Origin of the sequence: Leptothoe spongobia TAU-MAC 1115 (genome assembly GCF_018739885.1) — a bacterium.
In the GTDB taxonomy this organism is placed as follows: Bacteria; Cyanobacteriota; Cyanobacteriia; order Phormidesmidales; family Phormidesmidaceae; genus Leptothoe; species Leptothoe spongobia.
On record NZ_JADOES010000014.1, the window covers coordinates 1 to 16,320 of the forward strand.

Here is a 16,320-nt window from a genome sequence, read left to right on the forward strand (position 1 = left end):
CGCGCTCTTAACCTACCTACTGGTCCTTACGTAGCTGCTCTTAGCTTTGCTCGTAACCGTGGTTGTGCTCCTCGTGATTTGTCTGCTCAGGCATTGACTGAGTACAATGCTCTAGTTGACTATGTAATCAACTCCCTTTCCTAAGGGACCCTTTCCTAAGGGACTCTTTGCTGAAAGGACCCTTTGCTGAAAGGACCCTTTCCTAAGGGCTTGCTTACATTAAGCATTTGACTACATTTAAGTAGTTTGAACCTGGAGATTCTTGAGAGTCTCCAGGTTCTTTTTGCTGTAAGCCTTCTCTAAAATGAAGTAGCTTTTTAATTATGTTGTTGTGGTTTCACAATCACGCTTTAATAAAGATCTTCAAAAAAATCTCCATTAAAAACGATGACAGCGGATTCTCTCTTTGAGCAATTAAAACATCCCAATCCCAATCTGCGCGAGCGGGCTATAGTGGCGTTGGCTGAATCCTATGATGATCAGACCATTGCTCGCTTGATGGCTAATTTGAGCGAGGAGGATGTTGTTTACCGGCGAGCATCAGTGAAAGCTTTAGGCTATATTGGGGAAGCCTCTGTTCCTAGCCTTGTGAATAGACTACAGAGTAGCGAGAGTCCCACCGAGCGGGCAAGCTGTACTAAAGCCCTAACTCAAGTGGCTGTACGTCACCCTGGTGAACCGTTTTCTGAGGAGGGACTAAAGGCATTACAACAAGCTCTTGAAGACCCTGCTCCAGTGGTTAATATTTCTGCTGTGATGGCGTTGGGGCAAGTGGGAGAGCCTGCCTTAGATATTTTGATCAGTACTCTCAAGACAACCGAAAATATAGCAGTATCAGTTGCAATCCTCAATGCACTAGGTTCTATTGATAACGATAAGACCATTGCTGTATTGACTGAGTTTAGTCAAGATGTTGACGCTGACAGCTATTTACGTGAATCGGCAACAAGTGCGTTATCTCGTTTGGACTTAGTCAAACAGTATTCTAAAAATTAAGGTTCTAAGTTCTCCTTTCATAGAGAAACACAGCATTGAGCTGGCTTTTGCCGTTCAATGCTGTGTTATGAGAATGACACCCAGATTTAGTCCCAAACTTACTGAACTTGCTTACTTAGGAAGCTAACTCAGTGATGCTTGAAATTTTGCCACCCGACTTGTGGATGTTTTGAACAGCTTGGGACATTTGAGCAAAGGTCACCACAACTGTTTGTTGACTAACCCGCTTAAGGCGTGCAGCTGATTGACTGCTAGCAAACGCAATCTTAAAGCTCTTGCCAAGATTGCCATAGGTTGAATTTCCTTTAGCCAGGGCCTTAATGGGAGTAGCCGTGTTGGCTGCGAGGGAGGAAATTAGCTTAGCACCCTTGCCGAGGTCGCTAGTGGCCGGACCTCGCAGTAGGGAAAACATCCGGTTAAACCCTTCATTCTTTATGCCTGCTTGGGAGCGAATGCTACGGGGGAAGGGAACCGTCGCTTCGCCAAAGTTATCGATATACTCGTTGCCATCGAGATATGAGTTAATCTCAGCAGCATAGCCTTGATCGTTGTAAAGGCTGACGTGTGCTCTGATCTCTGCTTGATCATGGGGAGCACGACCCAGGATATGCTTAAAGTTTAATTCGATAAAACGATACTGAGAGTTACCGTCAAAGAAAAGAGAGCTGTAGAGTTCCGATTGAGCAATCGCTCTAACGAAACCACGCACGGTAATATCACCATTGCGTAAAAGGGCTTCAGCACTTTCTAGACGAGCGTTAGCAAGGATATGAACATTTCCTAGCACTTGGCGATACGCGGCACGAATCACTTCCTGTAGGTCATCTTCACTGGCAAAGGGGCGTAGTTCAATTGGCGCACCTTCAAACGCATCCAAGCCAAGGGATGCGGAAGCTGTTAAATTTCCCATTAATATGTTCTCCTGACAATCTCAAACAGGGTTTTCCAATGTATTTTTTGTTGTTACTGATCCTCGTAAGGATTTAATCTAAAAGATCATGGCAAATGGCATTGATGCCAGCGCGATTTATCCTACTAAATCAGTAACATCGTTTTTTAGGGCAAGAATCTGGGTACATACTTTGGACAGTAAGGGAAAATGAAAGGAGGAATCTTGGATATGAGAAAGAAGTTAACAAAAATTCAATGTTTTGTGTCGTTCTAGTTACAGTTTTAAGAAGGGATAGTCGTACGTTATGAAAAAAACGTCGTTTAGTATTTTTCATCTCACTGAAGAGCAAGCTATTACACTTTTGAGTACGCCGACCGAGCAGCTTGAGGATCCGACAGATCGTTATATTGCGGCATCTCGGTTAGTAGAGTATCCATCAGAACGTGCGGTGGAGGCATTGATTCAGGCAATTCATCAGCCAGGGGACGATCTCGACAATCGTATTGTGCGTCGCAAGTCCGTAGAGACCTTAGGTCATTTACGGGCTGCCCAGGCGTTGCCTACCATTCGTGTGTGTTTAGAAGATGACGATTGCTACACCGTAGAGAATGCAGTGTGGGCTATTGGGGAAATTGCCGGTGAAGAACATGCCCCGGACCATGTCTCATTAGATGAGACAATTCTGGAAGAGATTACAAATGTTCTCAAGCGGCCTGGGCAAAACTATCGGGTGATTATTCAGACCTTGGGAAAGCTGGGATATAAGGCAGCGGCTGATCGCATTCGACCTTGGATGCAGGCGGAGGATTTGATGGTGGCGAGTGCTGCGATCGCAACGCTATATCGCTTGGGTACTGACATCGCTGCCATGCCTCGCATTGTAGAAATGTTGCAGGATGCCAATGTCAATGTCCGTCGCAGCTGTTTACAGGACCTGATCAATACCAACTACTACTCGGCTATTGCCCAGATTGCCCAATGTCCTGTATCCATGGTGTTCCGTTTGCGGGCGATTCAGTGCCTGGCCGTGGTCGGCATGCAAGAGCGGGCCATTACCTTTGCTGAAGATGTGGAACCCTATCTAGATCAGGTTATTTACGATCATCCCGACACCGTCGAATTAGTCCATGAGTATGACCAAACTCCAACTATCGAGTTTGCGGTAAATGAACTCTATGAGACGGACTTTGGCCGTTGTTATTTAGCGACTAAAACATTATTGGAGGTATATCCTCAGGAGGCTCCCGCAGCCTTGCTAGCAGCCTATGAAGATAAGGCCCACCATGACTATGGTGGCTACTATCATGTTATGCGTCTGTTTGGTTGGCTCAACTATGACCCAGCCTATGATCTCTTGGTTAAAGCGTTGCATAACCAAGAATCCCAGTTTAAGAAGGCACGGGTAGCAGGTGCGATCGCCCTTGGCCGCTTAGGTAAGTCTGATGCTATTGCCGAACTGCAGTCTGCCTGGAATACCGGGACCTGGGAATTACAATATGCCATTCTGATCGCGTTGGATCAGTTAGGTGGTCTGACCCAGAGTTCGTTGCAGTCTGAGCATCCCTTGGTACAGGCCAAGCTATCAAGCTTAAAGGGTTGAAGTACCAGCTGCTGTAGGGTGTGTCATCGCTTTGCGTGACGCACCAATCTTCTTATTTATTAGGTGCGTTGGGCTAGCGCCGCAACACATCCTACGTGCTGGGGGCCTAGCATACATAGAAAAGAAGCCAGAAGTCATCACCTTGACGGCTTCTGACTCCTGACTTCTGATTTTTTCACAGGGTAATGTCTTGCTTAGAGTGATTAGCTGGTTTACATATGACCACCAGTAATAGCCTGCATCGCAAGCGTTAGCACCACACGACCCACTTCGATGGCACCCGCCACTGTCGCCACAGCACCAATTTTGCGAATAATAGCTGGGGGCATATTGCCTTCCCAGAGGGGGTTAATCGCACCAATATTTTTAAACTGATTCTCATTACCTTCCCCTTGATAGCGCTTAATGCTCAGCTCTTTAGGTAGGGCAGGCATATTTTGGTCACTGGAGAAGAGTTTTCTAGAACGCCGATGGGGTACCTGATGAAAACCGAAGGCAGCCATATACTCATCGCTGGTGGTCAAAGCATTCGCAAAGGATTGAATCCCTTCAGAGGCGAGTAGAGAACTCCACTTAAAGACTTCTGCCTGAATCGCGGGACGGCCTAGAACCCGCTCAAAACATAGCTTTACAAAGCGATAGTTACTATTAGTCGCCAAAATGAAGTTAACGAACATATCGGAGCAAATTAACTCCCGTACCAGCTCCTGAGTTGTTATCTCATTATTGAGATAGGCAGAATCCAGAGCTTCGTTGTGGTGAAAATCGATATTGCGATTGTCTTTGAAGATGGCGCGATATACAGCCTGCAAACAATCACGCTTATCCATAACAGATAGCGCTCTAGAATTACCCGACTCAACATTCTCTAAAGAATAGTATCCATTTGAAGCTGCAGGGATAAATTGATTATCAGTGGCTAATGTTTGCATTTGCATTGATTCTAGTAAATAGCTAAAGGCTTCTGTATTGATTTGGTCGCTGTGATAGCCATCCTAAAGGACTAATGACCATTCGGAATAAAACTTGATAAGTATATTTACTCAATGCATTGCGCTGTGTTGCGCAGCTCTCAGAAATGGTCCATATTGCTTCTACCGAAACAGCTTCGCTGCTGCCCAGATGTCCTGAAATGTATAGCTTTGCTGCAAAAAGGTAAGCTATATACCTACCTGTGTGTCTTGTAAAGATATGTAGCTGCGCATCTAGCGGTTGCCTTGAGCTATTGGGATAAAGAGGACTAAAGATATCGACTTTTCTATGTTGTGGTGTAAATGTTCATAGATTGCGTTTGGATTGAGGGGAAAATATTTCCTAGCTACTTACGTTGGTTTGAGCCCTTATGTCGGTAACAAAAGTGTCCAAAATGTAGAGATTAGATCGGCTGAAAGATGAAGCTTTGTAACTTTGTTTTTCATAAAGCGGGTACTAGGTACGTTGTTTCCTGTAACTTAAATCTTGGTTGGTCGCCCTTGATGAATGAAGTCGGGGTGCGATTGATACATATTAATCAGTCCTTAATTAATAAAGTAAGGAGAGTCTAATGCTTGACGCTTTTTCAAGAGCTGTAGCCTCTGCAGATGCAGGTGGTAAGTTTGTTGGCGGTGGTGACCTCGACGCTCTAAAGTCGTTTGTCGCTGAAGGTAACAAGCGTCTCGATGCTGTTAACGCTATTGCTTCTAACGCTAGCTGCATTGTGACTGATGCCGTTGCCGGTATCGTTTGTGAGAGTCCTGGTCTAACCGCTCCTGGCGGCGGTGTTTACACCAACCGTAAGATGGCCGCTTGCCTACGCGACGGTGAAATCGTTCTTCGCTACATCACTTACGCTGTACTAACTGGCGATGCTTCCGTTCTTAACGATCGTTGCTTGAACGGCCTCAAGGAGACTTACTCCGCACTGGGTGTTCCCGTTGGTAACACTACTCGCGCAGTAGCAATCATGAAGGCATGTGCCGTTGCTCACGTTAACGACACTAACACTGAAGCTCAAGCTGGTAGTAAGTTCCGCACAATGGGTGCTACTAAAGGTGACTGTGCTGCTCTAACTGCTGAAGTTGCTGGCTACTTTGATGCTGTAGGCGCTGCTATCAGCTAGTTGGATGCGTTCTTGCCAGTCCTTTAGACTTGGTACGCATTTTCTGAATTGAGTTTGTTCAAAGTCGTTGCTGATTTGAGTGATCAACCTGTCTGACCTATCGATTATTTATTCATGATTGATAGTCTTGTCTTTGCAGGGGATCAGCAACGCCAAATTAAACAATAGGAGATAACATTAGCTATGAAATCCGTTGTAACTACGGTTGTTGCTGCTGCTGATCAGGGCGCTCGTTTTCCCAGCAGCTCTGACCTTGAGTCCGTACAAGGTAGTCTTCAGCGTGCTGCTGCTCGTATGGAAGCTGCTGATAAGCTAGCTGGTAACTACGATGCAGTTGCTCAAGAAGCTGTTGACGCTATCTACAGCAAGTATCCTAATGGCCAGGGCCGTGACATGGATGCTGGCACTCAGAAAGAGAAGTGCAAGCGTGACATCGTTCACTATCTACGTCTGATCAACTACAGCCTAGTTGTTGGTGGCACTGGTCCCATCGATGAGTGGGGTGTTTCTGGTGCACGTGAAGTGTACAAAGCTCTAAGTATCGGTACTGATACTTATGTTGCTGGCCTCAGTGCTCTACGTTCTCGTGGTTGTGCTCCTCGTGACCTTTCTGCTCAAGCTCTAGTTGAGTACAATGGTCTGCTTAGCTACCTAATCAACTCCATGTCCTAGGATTCTACTGTTATCCCGTGAAATTAAGTTTCTGGGATAATGGCTAGAAAGCTATGCAAAATGCCTGACTACTAATCCTTTTTAGGAAAGGTAGTCAGGCGTTTTGCATTTTTGCATAATAGAGAGAACAAATTATTGCGTGATTTGGTGAGAGAACTTATACGAAATCCTGGCTGATAGCGTCCGATATCGAAGGGCATCCACAAGGGAGTGCCCCTACGGGATTGTCTATTTTTAATCGGGTCTAATGAATTCGGATTTGGTATTAGGTTAATTTGCTTCCAGGGTTTCAATAACAAACTGTGAATCCGCTAAAACTTGCTTCCATCTAAAAAATGGAGTGATGATCAAATTACGTAACTTGCGGGCTCGCTTAGCTTTCTGAAGTAGCTGGTTGATTTGGTAAGTATGATGGAAGCCAACCTTGTTCAATCGTTTTTGTTGTAAGAGATCTTCAAGTTCTTGACGCAAGTTACTCATGGCAGGTCTCAGTATTTTTACTGATGATTGATAACTTGATTTTAAACGACTCTGGGCCAACCTTGGCACCATCGCTTACAGCACTTGTGAAACTGTTGTGTCCATTGATCGGAGGATGTCAGCGCAACAGTTTAACTCCGCCGTAATTAGTTGCTCTCTGAAGAGGTTTAGCGCTAACTAAGGGTAAGTAGGTTGGCCTAATCATTTATAAGATGGAGGATCGGGAGTTTGACCTCCTCGAATATGCCCCCAAACCCCCAATCCTGGGGGCTTTGAGTCTAGTTTCCCCCAGGATATAGCCCAAGGGGCATTCAAGAAAGTGGGACGGAAGGGGGCCTCGGTGTCTGAAGCCTAATTTGGATATACCTACTTATTAACTTAATGCGGGCGTTTTCTGGAAGATAGTAGTTGTTAGTGAGTCGTTAAACTCCAGTCAGGGACTAACGACCAACCACGAACCACTAACGTCCTTACCTGATCAGAATTTCCCGGCTTACGCGGATACCCCTAATCTAATCCCAATCATCAGTTTCCTGATGTTTTTCCAGTTGCCCAATGGCCAGGGAATAAATTGCCTCACTATTAGCTTCTGACTCTTTTTCTTTGGAGGCTTTTAGTCTTTCAATAACGCTGGTGTCGCCAATTTTCATTAAGGATAGAATAGCCGATTTGCGAGTTTCCCAGACTGGATGTTCTAATAGTTTTAAAAGGGCAGGGACTGCGGGTTTATGGGCAAGATTGCCTAAGACTGCTGCTGCTTCACTACGTACGATTTCTGCATCGTCGTTGAGCGCATTGATGAGGATGGCAAAGTTGTTGTCGTTAGGTTCTTCTTGGGTGACTTTTGCGATCGCTGCCACCACTGCTGCCCTTACCGCTATATTCTCTGTCTCTAAGGCCTGATATAACAGTTCTTTTGCTTCAGCACCAATAAACGCCAGGGCCCAAGCGGCGTGCCCCTTCATACTCTCAGTAATATTTGGACTGTCTCCTTCTAGAATTTTAATCAGTTCAGGAACGGCAGCCTCTCCTGTACGTGCTAAAGCTCCCACAGAAGATCCTTTAACCACTGTATCTTCATCGTTGAGCACGGCATTAAGCAATACCGGAATCGCTGTTGGATCGCCAATCAGGGTGAGGCTCTTGGCACAGGCCCGACGCACCACCGGATTCTCGTGACTAGATAGTGCTTTGGTCAGGTAGGGAGTTGCCGGTTCACCAATCTGACCCAAGGTTTCTGCAATCCTTAGACGCACCATGCCACGTTTGTCTGAAAAACCTTCTACCAGTTCTGTCAGCAATTCACCATCGTTGGGGTCAAAAGTCAGAGTATCGATCTGTTCAGTCACCTTGCGAATAATATTATCCACATGGGCCTGAGCCAAAGCGAGTTCAGCCTGAGTTTGGGCGTTTAGGGCGTTGTCAACCATGGTGTATTAAGACGGAACTAATGCATATCACTTTTATTCCTTAACTACTTTAGTACGACTGTAGAGCATACGCCTAGTAAAGGGTTAGGGTAGGCATATCGCCGTCATGTCATGATGCACACACTTAAATATTTACGTTTTGTAAATATTTTTAATCTTCTAAGCTTAGGGTGGCTGATGTTTAAACGCCTATTCAAGGGTTCAAAGTTCCGCTTGACTGATTTGGATTGGGGCTTTTGAATTCAGTCAAACTCCTGCTAGGAAAGGGGTTTGACTCCGAAGGGAGGTGCTTGCCTCGACATTGATATGGTTCGTTTTATGGCATTTCTAGGTTCATTGACGGGACGCATCCCCACTGATACGATTACGTCTGTATCCTATGTCTCGTTTGGGTTTCGAAGCCCCATTTAGCTAAGGGATAAGAATTGTAAACTAATTTTCTTCAAAGCTAAGCATAGTCGAAGCTTTTTCGATTGCTTAGAGTTGCAAAACTATCAGAACTGTTTTTCTTAGGGCTTGGGAAATGCTTAAAAATTTGTCTAGTGTCTTGGAGCTGAAGCTGCCATTACTTGATAAAAAAGAACCAGATCAGCAAGCAGCTCCTGCTCCTGCTCCAACACCTGCTCCTGCTCCAGCGCCTGTTAAGAAGATAGTTACCCAGAAGAAAAAAAGGCGATCTGCGACTGCCGTTGCTTCTCCTGTCGTCACCCCTGCTGAAGTGATTGATGGTCGAGTGCAGGTCCAGATCGCACCAGAGGATAAGGCAAAGACCCTGCCCGCAAAGTATCTGGATGCTGTTGCCGGCAATATGATTGCGGAATGCACAGGCGATGTTGCATCAAGCGAAAATATGGACTTGGTGATTGCAGCAGCCTATAAGCAGGTATTTGGCAATGCACACATCATGGAAAGCGAGCGTTCCAGAGAGGCTGAATCCCAGGTGCGTAGCGGTGATATTAGCGTGCTTGAGTTTATTCGGCAATTAGCAAAGTCAGATCGGTATAGAGCACTATTCTTTGATAAATGCCCTAATGTAACTACGATTGAGCTAAATTTTAAGCACCTATTGGGGCGTGCTCCTGAAAGTTACGAAGAAATTTCTCAGCACCTTAAAATCTTGTCAGAACAAGGCTTTGAAGCAGACATTGATTCATACCTTGATGGTGATGAGTATTTCCAAAACTTTGGCACTATGCAAGTTCCTTATCTCCGAGGTTATTCCACCCAGACGGGTAGGACTGCCGTTGGATTTACTCGCTCATTTGCCTTATTTGGAGCGGCATGCAGTAGTGATAAGTCCATGTTTGTCGATGCTGCCCCCGAACTAAAGCCTAATCTGCTTCAGAATAGTCCTGGGAGTGTTCCGTCTCTTAGAGCAATTCCTGATTCATATCCTCAGGATATTGTTGCCATTCCTTCACCTCGTATTCCGATGGAGCTGAAAATGATGGCAAGGGATCTGTTACTCACATTTGAGAGTCGACAAGGATATCGCCCATTTCCATAGTTACTTGGTAACGTTAGTAACGATGGATTAGGAATTTTCAATTTAATGACAAAACCCACCTGTGCATTTATGCATAGGTGGGTTTTAGATATTTGGAATCCAGAAAACTGTCTAATACGAAATCCTGACTGATAGCGCTCGATATCGAAGGGCAGGCATTATACCTGCCCTGGTATACCCGAGACTTCTAATTAACGGAATGAACTTTGACGCCACTTGTTAAGACGAGCTTCACCAATGTTTGCCAGTGCTCTAGCTTCCATTAATTCCCCTCGTAAACGCTCGATCAGCGCCGAATTTTCATCTGTCTGACTCTGGATAAAGGTATAGCTGTTTTCTGTAGGGATAGTAGCGCTTGCTTGTAATCCCTTGCGGGTAATTGCTTCACCAATTCCTGCCAAGGGCCGGAGCTCGGCTAGTTGTTCTCGCAGTTTGGCGATCAGCGCATCTTGTTCGCTTAGCCTGATTTCTAATTCTGACGGCTCTTGAACAGGAGTCCGGCCAGTAGTGACGCTCTCTTCGGTCACTGGTGATGGGATGCTTGGCTTGGGCTTGAAAACCTCCGCCAAAATATCTTCCACCGGACGAGCTTCATAGCTGCGGGGAGCCTTGGCGGTGATAACCGACTCAGTTAACCGAGGTGCATTGTTGGTTGCTGGGTCTTTATCACTGCTAGAAGCACTCCTGAGCAATGTCAACATGTTGGTAAATTCCAACATGGTTTGTCCTGCCGCTGTACGATAGCCTCGATAGTAAGGGACTACGAACTCGCCAAATGCATTTTGATATTCATCGCTATCGATGTAGCTATCAATATCTGCTTCATAGCCCGCTGCATCTAGAATGGCACTATGGGCCTGCATTTCCTCATAATTTTGAGGGGCGCGGCCAAGCAAGTGTTTGAAGTTTAGCTCAATGGCTCGATAGCGGTAGCAATTGTCTACAAACTGTGAGCGATATAGTTCTGATTTAGCCAACTGGCGAACAAATTCGCGAACACTCAAATTGCCGCTTCTAAGTTGTGACTCAGGTGCCGTTAGCCGCTCACTTTCCATAATATGAGCGTTGCCCATCACCTGGCGATAAACAGCCCGAATCACCACTTCAATATCATCTGCAGAAGCATTGATCAGTTGCTCCACAGGAGGTGTTTGACGGAATGTTTCATAGCCTTGATATACCTGGGCCGGGGTCAGCCTGTCTTCCTCTGAAAGCGGCGGAATTGGTGGAATGAACTGTCCCGTATCAGCTAGACCCGTAATCGGGATAATTTCATCAATATGATTGGCCATGATGGCCTGGGTTAGCCGGGCCTGTTCTTCTTGGGCCAGATTATGATCGTGGCTCGATGCTCCCCGCAGCAGCTTAAGTAAGTTGGCGAAACCCGCTACCTTTTGACCCGCTATAGACTTATAGCCTCGATAGTAAGGTACCGTATTCTCCCCGAAGGCGCGCTCATACTCATCACTATCCAGGTACGAGTCGATCTCGGCCTCAAAGCCTTTGGATTCTAATAAGTTGCTATGGTCGGCAATATCGCTATAGCTATTGGGGGCACGACCTAATAGGTGCTTAAAGTTCAGCTCAATAAACCGATTGCGGGAGCAAGGCTCAAAAAAGCGATTTCGATACAGGTCAGATTTAGCAACCTGGCGAATAAAGTCACGCACGCTAATGCGATGACTGCGTAGTTGCGACTCAGCATCGGCCACGGATGATCGCTCGCTTTCCATCACATGGGCATTACCCAAAACCTGTCTATAAACGGCACGAATGACTGACTCAACCGTTTCTAAAGAGTCATGGGACCATAGTTCAACCGGAGCCGTCCTATCAAAAGGGTGAATCCCTAATCGAATTGCGGAATATACAACAGGATTTGTAAACGTGCTGACCATTCACCGTCTCCAATTTTTATAGTTGTATAGGTTGAACCAGGTCTGCGAGCTGTTGTTCGTAGCAAAAGCAGTAATCCAGCCTATTTAAACCAGTATGCATTGCTACCATTTTATTAAGCTTCGGCCCTATCAACTTTGAGGAATTGTTACAACTCAATAGCCTGATTCCTCGACACTGATTCTTTAAATACCTAATCAGGAAATACCTAATCAGGCTTGCTTGGCTTCAGTGGATGTCCTGATCATGTATGGTGTGTGGTCTGACCAGGCATTGTGTGATTGGGATAGCGACATGAACGTTCGAATGGGGAGTTCAGACAAACTCGGTGATCACAAACCAGAAAACCTCATGCAGCCATCGTTGGCTGGACTTCATGAAAGACTAAGAAGTCTTGAAAATGGTGATGCTGATGGCCAAGAAATCGAATCGATTAAGGAACAGATTCGCACCCAACTTCCTGCTGTTGGTACAGCGAGGTCACTGCCTCAGAAGAAAACGCCCAGTGGTCGTACAAACGTTTTGCATATGAACTATATGCACAGTCAAACCGATCCATCTGGTGAGACTGAAATTGAGCATTTACGGTTCTTTGCTAGAACGGTCAAGGAACTTGGGTTGCGTTTGGAAATTTTGACGGACGAGGGCTGTCGAGAAGAGCTTGAACAAGAGCTGTCAAAAGAGAGTTTTAAAGCCCTGGACTATACCTTGGTAATTGCCCAAAAGCCCGTATCGAAGTGGGCTGAGGATAGTGTGGAGTATTTGCAAAATGGTCAAGTCGCTGTCCTCAGTTTGTTTGATGACGATCTCCTCGAACTAGCGATGAAAGCGGGTAGACAGGAGCGATGGCAAGGAAAAGTGAGCCCAGAGACGCTAGCAGAAGTCCTACGGGATGATCACCTGTGGATTCTCCTGGGGACCAGGGTCAATGCCTTAAAAACGTCTTTAGAGAGGGAGTATGCGGCTCAGGTTAGGGGGCAACAGGTGGGGTATATCCGAGCCTATATAGAAGGTGGGAATATGATTACTGGGGAGGACGCTGTCGGTAACCCTGTGATTCTGATTGGCAAGGATGCGATCGCATCCACAGCCTATATGTATCAAATTGACGACGACGACGTCAGACGAATTTTATGTGAGGATTTTGGTTTAGAAAGCATTGAGCAAGTGATCTGTGTAGAGCAGCCGGGAAAATTTCACTTGGACATGGGGATGCTGTTTATTGGCAAGGGTGTTGTCATTGTCAATGACAGCAGAAAAGCGCTTAAAGATGCCATAGAGATGGCCGAATTGGCCCCTTGTCTAACAACGGAAAGAATGGCAGCAAAACTGCAATTGCAATGCAGTTTGGAGGACGACGCTGCGAAAGACTTGCAAACGGCAGGCCTACAGGTATGGCGAGAGAAATTAGAGGACAATGTGTTTTATAACTTTTTTAATGGCGAGTTTGTCGAGGGGGCTGATGGATTTAGTTATTACATCACTAATGGAGGGTTACAGGATCAAGAAGAACGATTTGAGGCCTTGATGATCCAGGAATGGAATGTGGTTAAAAAAGTCTTTTTTAGTCCGCAAGATACGGCGCAAAGGGGGCTCCAAGAGAGAGGGGGCGTAGGATGCCGACTGAAGGGAGCAAGACTTTGAGTTTGGGCCGTCTTCAAAGTAAAATCCCATCGGACAAACAACCGGTTGCAGCTAAGTTCTCGCCTAGTCGAACAGTGTGAGCCTGATTGCTCAGTGGGATTAACCAGGACTGGTTTGAACTTAAGCATGACGTTCCAGTAACTTTTTGGGCAACGAGCAATAAAAGTGAATTGGTGCCAATGTCAATAACGGCATTGATCGAGTCAGTTCCCATGGTTGCTTTGGGGCAATGTAATGTTGCGTCTAAAAACAAACTGCAATAAAAGGCAACTGAATGCAATGAAGTGTATCTCGTTGTCGTTAATTGCAGGAAAATTTTAGCTTTGGTGATAGTCCTTGCTCTTGGCTGGTTTGTGGATAGAAAAATAAGTGTCGGGAGCAAAAAGAGTATTAAGGGTTGACCCTCAATGCGATTTTCAGGGCCAGAATATTCGTGGACTTGAAGCACTCGCGTCAAAAACCTATGCGCCCAATTCGTACCTTTAACGTTACGCCCACACTGCCCGCTTCGTTAGCTCCGCTACGTCAGCTTGCTGAGAATATCCATTGGGATTGGGATGTGGGGACGATTGATTTATTCAAGCGGTTGGATCCCGAGCTATGGGCATCCAGTCGATACAATCCCATCTTGATGCTGAGCACCATCAGCCAGGATCGTCTTCAGGCTGTGGCGGAAGATGGTGGATTTATTGCCCAGATGAACCATGCCATGGGGCGTTTAGAGCAGTATCTAAAGGCCCAGTCATGGTACGACGCACATCGGGCTAATCCGACTGCTAATGAGTGCTATGCCTACTTCTCCATGGAGTTTGGTTTGACCACATGTCTGCCGGTTTATTCGGGTGGTTTGGGTGTACTAGCGGGCGACCATCTAAAGACAGCGAGCGATTTAGGCTTGCCCCTAGTTGGCGTTGGTTTGCTGTACCAAGAAGGTTACTTTGCTCAGTATCTCAATGCGGATGGTTGGCAGCAAGAGCGCTACCCCATCAATGATTTTTACAATATGCCGTTGACCCTGGAGCGCGATAGCCAGGGCAATGAGTTGCGTATTTCCGTTGATTATCCAGGCCGTAAGGTCTATGCCCGGATCTGGCGAGTAGATGTGGGTCGGGTGCCTTTGTATCTGTTGGATACCAACATTGAGCCTAACGCTCCCCATGATCAGGATATTTGCGATCGCTTATACGGTGGCGACATCGACATGCGTATCCACCAGGAAATGATGCTGGGGATTGGTGGTGTCCGCATGCTCAAGGCCCTGGATCGTAAGCCATCTGCCTATCACCTCAATGAAGGCCATTCTGCATTCTTGGCCCTAGAGCGGATTCGCATGCTGATGGATGACCAGAATATGAGCTTTATTGAGGCTCAGCAGTTGGCCCAGGCTACGCAGCTATTTACCACCCATACTCCTGTCCCTGCCGGGATTGACCTATTTCCCCCCGAAAAGATATTCCATTACCTCGGGCATTATGCGGCTCGTTTTGGCCTATCCCATGAGCATTTCTTGGGCTTGGGTAGAGAGAACGATGCCGATAATGATGCGCCCTTTAGTATGGCGGTTTTGGCCATTAAGATGGCCTCATTTGTTAACGGTGTAAGTAAGCTCCACGGGGCTGTATCCCGCACCATGTTTGGTGGACTGTGGCCCGATTTACCCGTGGATGAAGTGCCTATCACCTCCATTACCAATGGCGTTCATGCCCGTAGTTGTGTGGCTAAGTCCACCCAGCAACTCTATGACCGTTACCTGGGTGCTGAGTGGGATAGCGCTGGTATTGACGACGCCCTATGGAACAAGGTAAGTGCGATTCCCGATGAGGAAATCTGGCGCAACCATGAAAGCTGCCGTTCCCATTTGGTAGTGTCCGTAAGGGACCGGATGTACAAGGCGGTTAAAGAGCGGGGCGGTTCCCATCTCGAAATGGAGAGAGCCCAAGAGGTATTGGATCCCAGTATCCTCACCATCGGCTTTGCCCGTCGCTTTGCCACTTACAAGCGAGCGACTCTGTTCCTAAGAGATGTAGAGCGTCTGCGTAAGATTGTTGAAAACTCTCTGGGTCGACGGGTACAGTTTGTGATTGCGGGAAAGGCTCACCCCAAGGATATTCCTGGTAAGGAACTGATCCGCAACATTATTCACTTTACTCGTGATGAAGGGTTAGATCGCTCCATCGTATTTGTTCCCAACTACGATATTCACGTGGCTCGCTGGATGGTGTCTGGCTGTGATGTCTGGCTCAACAATCCTCGCCGTCCCCGTGAAGCGTCTGGTACCAGTGGTATGAAAGCGGCAATGAATGGTCTTCCCAACCTCAGTGTCCTAGATGGCTGGTGGGATGAGGCGGACTACGTTGCCACCGGCTGGCCCATTGGTAATGGTGAAGACTACGACGATCAGGACTACCAGGATGAGGTCGAGGCCAATGACCTCTATGAGCTGCTAGAAACTGCTGTGGTTCCTCTCTTCTATGAGCGGGATGGCCATGGTATTCCTCGCGGCTGGGTCGCTAAAATGAAGGCCGCTATCCGGTTAAATACCCCTGCTTTCAATACGGCCCGTATGCTCCAGGATTATGCAAATCTGGGTTATTTTGCGGCATCGGATCGCGGCCGTCAGCTAGTCGCTGATGACTATGCTCCGGCTAAGGCTCTAGCTCAATGGCAGTCAGAATTGCACCAGCACTGGCAACAGATTTCCATCGCGGAAATCGGCCTATCCCACGATGTGGATCTACAGGTGAATGAGCCTCTGCAGGTAACGGCACGGGTCCATCTTGGTCATCTGCAGGCATCGGATGTCTCGGTAGAGTTTTACCAGGGTGGGGTTGATGTTGATGGTGAACTGCGCGGCGGTCGGGCAACGGCGATGGTTTATCGCGGCCAAGACCCTGATGGCAGTAGCCGATATAACCTGAATGTTGCCTATGGTCAGAGTGGTTTACAAGGCTTCTCTCTGCGTGTGCTACCTAAGCATGAGCATTTGAGCAGTTCCTATCTTCCTCGTCTGATTCTCTGGGCCGATCCGGACCATGTTCGCATCGTGATTGGGAATATTGAATCAGCCCCTGGCTTGGCGCAAGTGACTGCCTAGGTTGATTTGGG

General features: G+C 46.9%; 13 protein-coding genes and 1 pseudogene. 8 read left to right on the top strand and 6 right to left on the bottom strand.

All coding sequences use genetic code 11. The features are described 5' to 3' along the window. A pseudogene (locus tag IXB50_RS09260) lies at nt 1-144 on the top strand (bleomycin hydrolase); the annotation flags it as partial. 243 nt (nt 145-387) lie between these two features. Further along, a complete protein-coding gene (locus tag IXB50_RS09265) occupies nt 388-996 on the top strand; it encodes a HEAT repeat domain-containing protein (RefSeq protein ID WP_215608678.1) in 609 nt (202 codons plus the stop codon). A 115-nt stretch (nt 997-1,111) separates the two neighbouring features. On the opposite strand, the gene IXB50_RS09270 is transcribed toward IXB50_RS09265, so the two are convergent. Next, complete coding sequence (locus IXB50_RS09270; RefSeq protein ID WP_215608679.1) at nt 1,112-1,906, bottom strand: phycobilisome rod-core linker polypeptide; 795 nt, start codon at nt 1,904-1,906, stop codon at nt 1,112-1,114. 286 nt (nt 1,907-2,192) lie between these two features. On the opposite strand from IXB50_RS09270, the gene IXB50_RS09275 reads away from it, so the two are divergent. Then, nucleotides 2,193-3,488: a HEAT repeat domain-containing protein gene (locus IXB50_RS09275; protein WP_215608680.1), complete on the top strand. Its 1,296-nt coding sequence runs from the start codon at nt 2,193-2,195 to the stop codon at nt 3,486-3,488. Between the two features lie 212 nt (nt 3,489-3,700). Here the strand turns inward: IXB50_RS09275 and IXB50_RS09280 are convergent, their stop codons facing one another. Then, on the bottom strand, nt 3,701-4,318 hold the full coding sequence (locus tag IXB50_RS09280) for a phycobilisome rod-core linker polypeptide (RefSeq protein ID WP_246564320.1): 618 nt from the start codon (nt 4,316-4,318) through the stop codon (nt 3,701-3,703). A 713-nt stretch (nt 4,319-5,031) separates the two neighbouring features. Between IXB50_RS09280 and IXB50_RS09285 the strand changes: the two genes are divergently transcribed. Continuing rightward, the gene (locus tag IXB50_RS09285; protein ID WP_215608682.1) at nt 5,032-5,586 is read left to right on the top strand and encodes a globin family protein; all 555 of its coding nucleotides are present in this window, start codon (nt 5,032-5,034) and stop codon (nt 5,584-5,586) included. A gap of 183 nt (nt 5,587-5,769) precedes the next feature. Continuing rightward, nucleotides 5,770-6,258 (top strand): globin family protein, encoded by a 489-nt coding sequence (locus tag IXB50_RS09290; RefSeq protein WP_215608683.1) that lies wholly within the window; start codon nt 5,770-5,772, stop codon nt 6,256-6,258. Between the two features lie 270 nt (nt 6,259-6,528). Here IXB50_RS09290 and IXB50_RS09295 read toward each other — a convergent pair whose 3' ends face one another. Continuing rightward, complete coding sequence (locus IXB50_RS09295; RefSeq protein ID WP_215608684.1) at nt 6,529-6,738, bottom strand: hypothetical protein; 210 nt, start codon at nt 6,736-6,738, stop codon at nt 6,529-6,531. A gap of 512 nt (nt 6,739-7,250) precedes the next feature. Beyond that, nucleotides 7,251-8,168, bottom strand: a complete 918-nt coding sequence (locus IXB50_RS09300; RefSeq protein ID WP_215608685.1) for a HEAT repeat domain-containing protein — start codon at nt 8,166-8,168, stop codon at nt 7,251-7,253. 523 nt (nt 8,169-8,691) lie between these two features. Between IXB50_RS09300 and IXB50_RS09305 the strand changes: the two genes are divergently transcribed. Next, nucleotides 8,692-9,675 carry a phycobilisome rod-core linker polypeptide gene (locus tag IXB50_RS09305; protein WP_246564322.1) on the top strand — a complete coding sequence of 328 codons (984 nt, stop codon included), beginning with the start codon at nt 8,692-8,694 and terminating at the stop codon, nt 9,673-9,675. Nucleotides 9,676-9,866: 191 nt separating this feature from the next. On the opposite strand, the gene IXB50_RS09310 is transcribed toward IXB50_RS09305, so the two are convergent. Continuing rightward, entirely contained in the window at nt 9,867-11,573 is a 1,707-nt protein-coding gene (locus tag IXB50_RS09310; RefSeq protein WP_215608686.1) for a phycobilisome rod-core linker polypeptide, read from the bottom strand. Nucleotides 11,574-11,802: 229 nt separating this feature from the next. Between IXB50_RS09310 and IXB50_RS09315 the strand changes: the two genes are divergently transcribed. Further along, entirely contained in the window at nt 11,803-13,215 is a 1,413-nt protein-coding gene (locus tag IXB50_RS09315; RefSeq protein ID WP_326520762.1) for a hypothetical protein, read from the top strand. Nucleotides 13,216-13,228: 13 nt separating this feature from the next. Here the strand turns inward: IXB50_RS09315 and IXB50_RS09320 are convergent, their stop codons facing one another. Continuing rightward, complete coding sequence (locus IXB50_RS09320) at nt 13,229-13,429, bottom strand: hypothetical protein (RefSeq protein ID WP_215608687.1); 201 nt, start codon at nt 13,427-13,429, stop codon at nt 13,229-13,231. Between the two features lie 249 nt (nt 13,430-13,678). Here IXB50_RS09320 and glgP point away from each other — a divergent pair, with 249 nt between their 5' ends. After that, entirely contained in the window at nt 13,679-16,309 is a 2,631-nt protein-coding gene (glgP, locus tag IXB50_RS09325; RefSeq protein ID WP_215608688.1) for an alpha-glucan family phosphorylase, read from the top strand. The last annotated feature ends 11 nt before the right edge of the window (nt 16,310-16,320 follow it).

Bases quoted from the DNA above. Each gene is read 5' to 3' on its own strand.
- IXB50_RS09305 (WP_246564322.1), top strand. From the start codon at position 8,692: ATGCTTAAAAATTTGTCTAGTGTCTTGGAGCTGAAGCTGCCATTACTT.
- IXB50_RS09300 (WP_215608685.1), bottom strand. From the start codon at position 8,168: ATGGTTGACAACGCCCTAAACGCCCAAACTCAGGCTGAACTCGCTTTG.
- IXB50_RS09285 (WP_215608682.1), top strand. From the start codon at position 5,032: ATGCTTGACGCTTTTTCAAGAGCTGTAGCCTCTGCAGATGCAGGTGGT.
- IXB50_RS09265 (WP_215608678.1), top strand. From the start codon at position 388: ATGACAGCGGATTCTCTCTTTGAGCAATTAAAACATCCCAATCCCAAT.
- IXB50_RS09290 (WP_215608683.1), top strand. From the start codon at position 5,770: ATGAAATCCGTTGTAACTACGGTTGTTGCTGCTGCTGATCAGGGCGCT.
- IXB50_RS09280 (WP_246564320.1), bottom strand. From the start codon at position 4,318: ATGGATAAGCGTGATTGTTTGCAGGCTGTATATCGCGCCATCTTCAAA.
- IXB50_RS09275 (WP_215608680.1), top strand. From the start codon at position 2,193: ATGAAAAAAACGTCGTTTAGTATTTTTCATCTCACTGAAGAGCAAGCT.
- IXB50_RS09295 (WP_215608684.1), bottom strand. From the start codon at position 6,738: ATGAGTAACTTGCGTCAAGAACTTGAAGATCTCTTACAACAAAAACGA.
- IXB50_RS09270 (WP_215608679.1), bottom strand. From the start codon at position 1,906: ATGGGAAATTTAACAGCTTCCGCATCCCTTGGCTTGGATGCGTTTGAA.
- IXB50_RS09320 (WP_215608687.1), bottom strand. From the start codon at position 13,429: ATGGGAACTGACTCGATCAATGCCGTTATTGACATTGGCACCAATTCA.
- IXB50_RS09310 (WP_215608686.1), bottom strand. From the start codon at position 11,573: ATGGTCAGCACGTTTACAAATCCTGTTGTATATTCCGCAATTCGATTA.
- glgP (WP_215608688.1), top strand. From the start codon at position 13,679: ATGCGCCCAATTCGTACCTTTAACGTTACGCCCACACTGCCCGCTTCG.